Origin of the sequence: Mesorhizobium sp. M0119 (genome assembly GCF_040322615.1) — a bacterium.
Taxonomy (GTDB): Bacteria; Pseudomonadota; Alphaproteobacteria; order Rhizobiales; family Rhizobiaceae; genus Mesorhizobium.
This window is the reverse complement of the sequence record NZ_JAMYTU010000084.1, coordinates 1-5843: the sequence shown is the minus strand read 5'-3', so window position 1 is coordinate 5843 and position 5843 is coordinate 1. Positions and strand designations below refer to the sequence as shown.

The 5843-nt window shown below is 60.0% G+C and carries 6 protein-coding genes and 1 pseudogene; 5 read left to right on the top strand and 2 right to left on the bottom strand.

What is annotated here, in order from left to right; translation table 11 throughout:
- The 3 genes and pseudogenes from NKJ40_RS31450 to NKJ40_RS31440 all read left to right on the top strand — a co-directional run.
- On the top strand, positions 1 to 705 hold a 705-nt coding region (locus tag NKJ40_RS31450; RefSeq protein ID WP_352469344.1), incomplete at its 5' end, for a transketolase family protein.
- Between the two features lie 437 nt (positions 706 to 1142).
- Positions 1143 to 1286, top strand: a pseudogene (locus tag NKJ40_RS31445) (IS5/IS1182 family transposase); the annotation flags it as partial.
- A 994-nt stretch (positions 1287 to 2280) separates the two neighbouring features.
- Positions 2281 to 2796, top strand: a complete 516-nt coding sequence (locus tag NKJ40_RS31440; RefSeq protein WP_245278754.1) for a hypothetical protein — start codon at positions 2281 to 2283, stop codon at positions 2794 to 2796.
- Here NKJ40_RS31440 and NKJ40_RS31435 read toward each other — a convergent pair.
- Positions 2790 to 3068, bottom strand: a complete 279-nt coding sequence (locus tag NKJ40_RS31435; protein WP_023722441.1) for a hypothetical protein — start codon at positions 3066 to 3068, stop codon at positions 2790 to 2792. The genes NKJ40_RS31440 and NKJ40_RS31435 overlap by 7 nt on opposite strands.
- A gap of 313 nt (positions 3069 to 3381) precedes the next feature.
- On the opposite strand from NKJ40_RS31435, the gene NKJ40_RS31430 reads away from it, so the two are divergent.
- A complete protein-coding gene (locus tag NKJ40_RS31430; RefSeq protein ID WP_023722439.1) occupies positions 3382 to 3663 on the top strand; it encodes a hypothetical protein in 282 nt (93 codons plus the stop codon).
- Positions 3664 to 3842: 179 nt separating this feature from the next.
- The gene (locus tag NKJ40_RS31425; protein WP_023722438.1) at positions 3843 to 4031 is read left to right on the top strand and encodes a hypothetical protein; all 189 of its coding nucleotides are present in this window, start codon (positions 3843 to 3845) and stop codon (positions 4029 to 4031) included.
- A 7-nt stretch (positions 4032 to 4038) separates the two neighbouring features.
- Here the strand turns inward: NKJ40_RS31425 and NKJ40_RS31420 are convergent, their stop codons facing one another.
- A complete protein-coding gene (locus tag NKJ40_RS31420; protein ID WP_352469343.1) occupies positions 4039 to 5709 on the bottom strand; it encodes an SGNH/GDSL hydrolase family protein in 1671 nt (556 codons plus the stop codon).
- Between the last annotated feature and the right edge of the window lie 134 nt (positions 5710 to 5843).

Below are 5843 nucleotides of genomic sequence, written 5' to 3'. Positions count from 1 at the left end.
GCCGTCTTCGCATCGCGACGTGCCTACGATTTCATCTGCATGGCGATCGCCGAGGAGAAACTCAATGTGAAGATCGTCTGCGCCTTACCGGGGCTGACGACCGGCTACGGCCCCAGCCACCAGGCGACGGAGGACATCGCGATCTTCCGCGGGATGCCGAACCTGACGATCATCGACCCTTGCGACGCGCTCGACATCGAACAGGCCACGGAGGCGATCGCGGACTACAACGGGCCGGTCTACATGCGGCTTTTGCGCGGCAAGGTCCCTGTCGTGCTCGACGAGTACGATTACACATTCCAAATCGGCAAGGCACGCCTGTTGCGCGAGGGTGAGGATGTGCTGTTCATTTCAAGCGGCCTGATGACCATGCGCGCGCTGGAGGCGGCGAAGGCGCTTGAAGCCGACAGGATCGGCTGCGCCGTTCTGCACGTTCCGACGATCAAGCCTCTGGACACGGAGACGATACTTGCCGCGGCGCGCCGTCCGGGACGGCTAATGATAGTGACCGAGAACCACACCATCATCGGTGGGCTGGGCGAAGGTGTCGCCGCGCTGCTGATGCGGGAGGGAGTGGGCCCAGTCTTTCGGCAGATCGCCCTGCCGGACGAGTTCCTCGACGCTGGCGCGCTGCCGACGCTTCACGATCGCTACGGGATCTCAACTTCTGAGCTCGTGCGCCGCGTCCGCATTTGGAGCGAATGAGAAGTAAGAGCTCTCCCCATGCAACAGTTGAGTCATCGACTTGAACTGTGAGCTGGCTAACCCCGCCGCGGTTGTCGCGCTCGTCACAGCGTTGTGGACTAAGGACCTGGGCTTCCCTGATGCCTGTCAATCGGGCACATCCTGCGCGGCACTGATTGAGCACCGGCCTCCTGTTCAGATGCGGCTGGACGAGCTGTCTTCCAGTGGTAAGGAGAGAACTTCCTAGGATCTTGAACACACATCGAGGGCATTCGAGGACTTGGTGTCAGGCCCCCTGGTGCCGGTCTCCCGCGAGTTCGACGTAAGCAAGTTTCGGGATGTTGGCTCGTCTGTCCTTCGCGGCATATAGACCGGCGCGCGGCTCGCCTGTTCTCGGAACGGGTGTCACGGCACCGGTTTGGTCGAAGGGTTGGTGGCGCGAAGCGAAAGAAGCTGGCCGCAACTACCTCGCCCGCCAGCAGGGCGACGCCGTCTTGGCCGCCGCCGGCTACAACTTCTCGCTCCTGCTCCGGTGGCGGAAGGCTCTTTTGGGGCTACTCATCGCCGCCCTCAAAAGTCAGCCGAAGGAGCTCGAAGCCTGACGGCCGATTACGGACATCTGCTGTTCGAGCAGGCAATCCCGAGCGACAACGGTGTCGTTGACGAACTGCGGCCTCATTTCGAGTCCGCCCATCTCGACGCACGGGAAGTGTATCATCGTACATCAGGATCGACTTCCATCCTGCGCCAACGGGCCCAGACTCCGGTACCATGCAGGGGTGGAAAGCTCATCTTCGATCTGGCTCGCGATCCGGCTCGCGTTCGTGAGGTTTCTCTGCGCCACCGGTCGCCGGGCTGAAGCGTCAGGATATCGGCGAAGACGCGGCATCCTTGAGCGTCCAGCTTGGGCGCGAGCCAAAGAGTAAATTCGGACTCGCATCAATGTTACGATCGCAAGCGGTGACACTCGGTCCGCAGGCCCAACTTTGATCAATCGCGGCCGGGCGCCAATTCTTTCACCACAGGTCCGCGCGAGCGCGCGCATGCAGTGCCTCCCAGCATTTGTCGGCCGGCGAGCAACGAATTTGCCCTGCAGTGGATGACATTTAGCTGGCCAATCTGCTTGCGGTGATCGATGCGGGGGCAGCATTGTCGGGGTTTGCACGAAATCCGCGTCGCACTGAGCCGGCATCAGCCGCCCCGATCTCGCCAAGCAACAAGGACAGGCCCCACCTAACCCAAGGCCACCGAAGCGGCACGGACGTTCAGTCGATGTTTACCATTCGCTATTATCTTTCGCGAAGCGGCAAAGTTCTGAGTACCGCGCAAGTCAAAGGGCCTGCTCCACACAATGGGGCGGGCCTTTTTGCGTCACTTAGGAGAACGGACTCCAACGAATTGCCGGTTACCTGAAAAATAGGCCCCAGGCTGTGAAACGTCGTACGTGGCCGGGTTGTTGGTGCATCCGCAATCGGTTGGAAGGCAGGCCCCATTCTCGCGATACTCTGCCAGCGTCAGGGCTGGGCCAGCGGTAGGTTAGGGCGTCACGACCCGCAACATGGCGGCTTCATAGACGAACGAAACACGATTTCGTCCATGTTGTTTCGCTTCAAAAAGGCACCGTCCGGCAGTGCGAAGGACGTCCTGAGCATCTGCATTGGGAGAAATTTCCGCGCCTCCAATGCTGACAGTCACTTTCACGCCATGAGAGCGCGTTTAATTAAGTTGGGGTCAATTCGTGGCAGCAGGGTTCGTGCTATGAAGAAGGGACCGGTTCCCAACCGCGGCGAGGCACTTGCCTTCATCAGTGCCAGTCTCAAAGAACTGCAGGCACTGCGCGGCGGGTCTCGTGTATTGTCGCGTCGACTGACCAGTGCGCTTGATGCGCATGGTGGATGCGGTGGGTTCACCTGGGTGACCGCGAGCCCCATCGATGTTTCCTGGTCCAGGGAACCAAAACCTTTAACCGGTGCGAAGAAAAGGCATGACGTCGGCGCGAAAAAACAGCCGGACGGTTACTCCCTCCGCCAGATGCCGTTGATTTCATTAAACCTTTTGTCGGTATCTTCTTGCGGCCCCAATTTCGGCCCTAACGGACAGACTCGTCAGTGAGTCGTGGGGCTCGGGAACAGGAACTTGTACCCTTCCTTGAGAATCCACCGGGCGCGGGCGAGATGAGTTTCCCAGGCTCGGTGCGCCCGCTTCGGTTCCTTCTCGGGATCGATATGCAGCACAGTCCTGGCAACCACGCGCCAATCCTCGTCGTCATAGGCGGCGTCCAGCAGCCACATATACATGGCGACGCGTTTATTGTCGTATGGGGTGAGGTAGGGCTCGCTTGGCGCTTCGTCCGCGACCTCGGGATCCGGAAGCGGGCTGACCACTACGCCGCCTTCTTCGGGTCGCCGATGACGCGCGCCGGCAGATACGCTGGAGCCGGGGGCGGCAGCAAAAAATTGTTGTCAGCTGCAGTGCTCATGCGCGCAATATACATTGCGAATAGTGCCCATTCAACGCTGCGATCAAGATGGACGCGGCACGAGTCTTGCACGGCGCTCAACACGGCGAAGACCAAAGAAAACCGCGTGCGCTCCCTCGGCCATATCAATCGATTTTATCCGACGTGTCACATCCGCGTGATCTAGCGACACCTAATGAAAGCGGCTAAGGGGGACCGTGGTTTGGGGAAAAATTCTTATGAACAGCCAAAAAGACGCAGAGCGTATCCGTGCCGAAATGTCGATCGCACAGGCGATTTACGACGCCATTTGCGAGATGAACGGATCTTCGTACAGGCAAGACAAAGTACCTTTGCGGTGGGATACTTCGTCAGGCACACCGTTGAGCCTGATGAGTATTGACGGCTTTTTCGAATTGCGGGAACTGGCCCGGCGGATAGCGTCGAAGATCGACACGCCTGCGCTCATCAGTCTCAAAAGCCACACCGCGCAGCCGTCGAAAAAGATTGACTTCCACTAGGGTAGATTTGCCATCGCCGTGAAAAGGTTGCTCGAGATCACGTCGAGGATGGCATCCACCTGGCCCGTGGCGCGGTTGTCGCGCTGGTCGACGCCATCCGCGCCTGCGAGGTCGGTGACGCTTGCGCCGACCCAAGCACGCGCGCATTCTGCCCCGAACCAAAAACTGGGGAGGGCCGAATGTTCGAAATCGGAAGAGATTACCGCATCACCATGATTGTAGCGGTTCCGGGCGACTGGAGCGACGAAACTGGCGTCTGGACGGTCGCGGAAGTTGATGGGACGCTAGTGAAACTCACCAATCCCTACACCCCGGACACGATCATTAACACGGCGTCATGGCATTTCGTCCGCGCCGAGATTGTCTAGGCGCAACTTAGAAGTTGTCGAACAGCCCCGCCGCCATCATGCCGCCGATCAGGTCCTGTCCAAGATTGTTAGGGTGAGTTCCGTCTCCAGGACCCATCCAATGAACGTAGTTGAACTGGTTGATGATGAAGCGGCGGTACAGATCGACCACTGGCACCCTGTTTAGGGCGCAGACCTCAAGCATGGCGTTGGCGTAGTCGATCAGCTGGCTTCCGGCTCCTCCCGCAGTGCCGTCCAGCGTCCGCCATATCGGCGTCGTGAAGATGAGCTTCAGGTTCGGCCGGGCGGTCATGATCGTCTGGATGCCGTAGTTGATGGCTCCCTTGAAGGTCGCCCCGGTTATGTCCGCATTGGTGCCGATGGGGCACGTCGGGCCGGCGTCGGTGAAGTCGTTGGTGCCGAACGAGGGGATCAGGTAATCCAGCAGGCTGTAATCCACCGATGCCATGCGCGCTGCAATCGCTGGAAAGGTGCCTCCGATGAGCGTTGCTGCGGCTATCTGTTGGGAAAAATCACCGGAGGCAATGGCATCGGCCAGCCGGTAAAACGAGAACTTGTCATAGTTCGCAGCATGGTTGGCCATGCGGGTACCGCCGCCGCCGCAGTTGGTGATCGTCATGCCGGTGCGCTGGGCAATCTTGGCGGTCGGCGTGATGCCCGGCCAGATGACACTTTCGATGATGCTATCGCCGAAGTGCGCACCGATCTTGCCGGCGAACTGCGAGGCCGGCACGGAGGCAACGTCCTTGGCCAGTTTGTCAAACCGGCCATGGTTATCGATCAGCCGGCCCGGTGCCTTCTGGATGGCCCAGCCGAGAAGGTAGGCATCCGCGGCCAAGGCCCCTGTCGGAAGGATGCGGAGCTGGTGATTAAGGCCGTAGGCAACGTCGTTCTGGGTGACCACGATGGGCAGCGAAATATACGTCAGGCCATTGACCGTTTTGGTTATCTGAGCGGTCTGGGTCACCCCGGACGACACCGGAATGTATTGGATGAACTGGATGGACTGGGCACTCCCCGCCATGAAGGCGAAGATACACCAGACAGTTTCTCCCACCGTCAACCCTGCTTCGGCTACGGGCGTCTTGATGTCGTGCAGCGTGGCCGGCCGGCAGCTTGATGGCCTGGTGCCGAAGGGCGAGCCTGCCGGCGCGTTGACCAGAACAGGAGGAAACCCGCCAGCCGATGCTCCGATCAGGGGGTTGCCAGCATAGTCGTTGGTGACGCCGCTGGCCGCAATGCGGAAGAACGGGTCGATGTTAAGCTTCGGGTGCGCATCCTCCGCCACCATGGCCGCAGATTGGAGAGCCCCGCCGATGTAGGTCAGGCGTGACTTGGCCTTCTGGACAGCCCAGCCGAGCACGAACAGGCCATTCGCACCGACGCCGGCAGCGATGTTGAGCCGAACCAGCAGGCTCGTGCCAAACGTGACATCGTTCTGGGTCGGCGTGACGGTCAGCCCAACGCTCATGTAGCCCAGCCCGCCCGCCACTGCCGGGTTGACCGTGTTGCTCTCGTTGTGCGCCACCCCGGATGCCACCGCGATGCTGCCGATGATCTGAAGGCTTTGTGCGGCGATCAGATCAACGATGATTTCAACGGGTTCACCAACCCGCAGGCCGAGGTCGGCAGCGGACACTTTGAGGTCCAAAAGCGTCGCCCCGACCGACAGAGACAAGGCGCCACGCCTGTCGTTCAATTTTGGCGAGGTGATATTAACGGCTTCGTGTCGGCGAGGGTGCGGCATCCCGCAAAATAGGAATATATTCCGCATGCCGTTAAGGCAAATAGACTTCGTCCTGCCCTCAGCGC

Bases quoted from the DNA above. Each gene is read 5' to 3' on its own strand.
- NKJ40_RS31440 (WP_245278754.1), top strand. From the start codon at position 2,281: ATGTTGTTTCGCTTCAAAAAGGCACCGTCCGGCAGTGCGAAGGACGTC.
- NKJ40_RS31430 (WP_023722439.1), top strand. From the start codon at position 3,382: ATGAACAGCCAAAAAGACGCAGAGCGTATCCGTGCCGAAATGTCGATC.
- NKJ40_RS31425 (WP_023722438.1), top strand. From the start codon at position 3,843: ATGTTCGAAATCGGAAGAGATTACCGCATCACCATGATTGTAGCGGTT.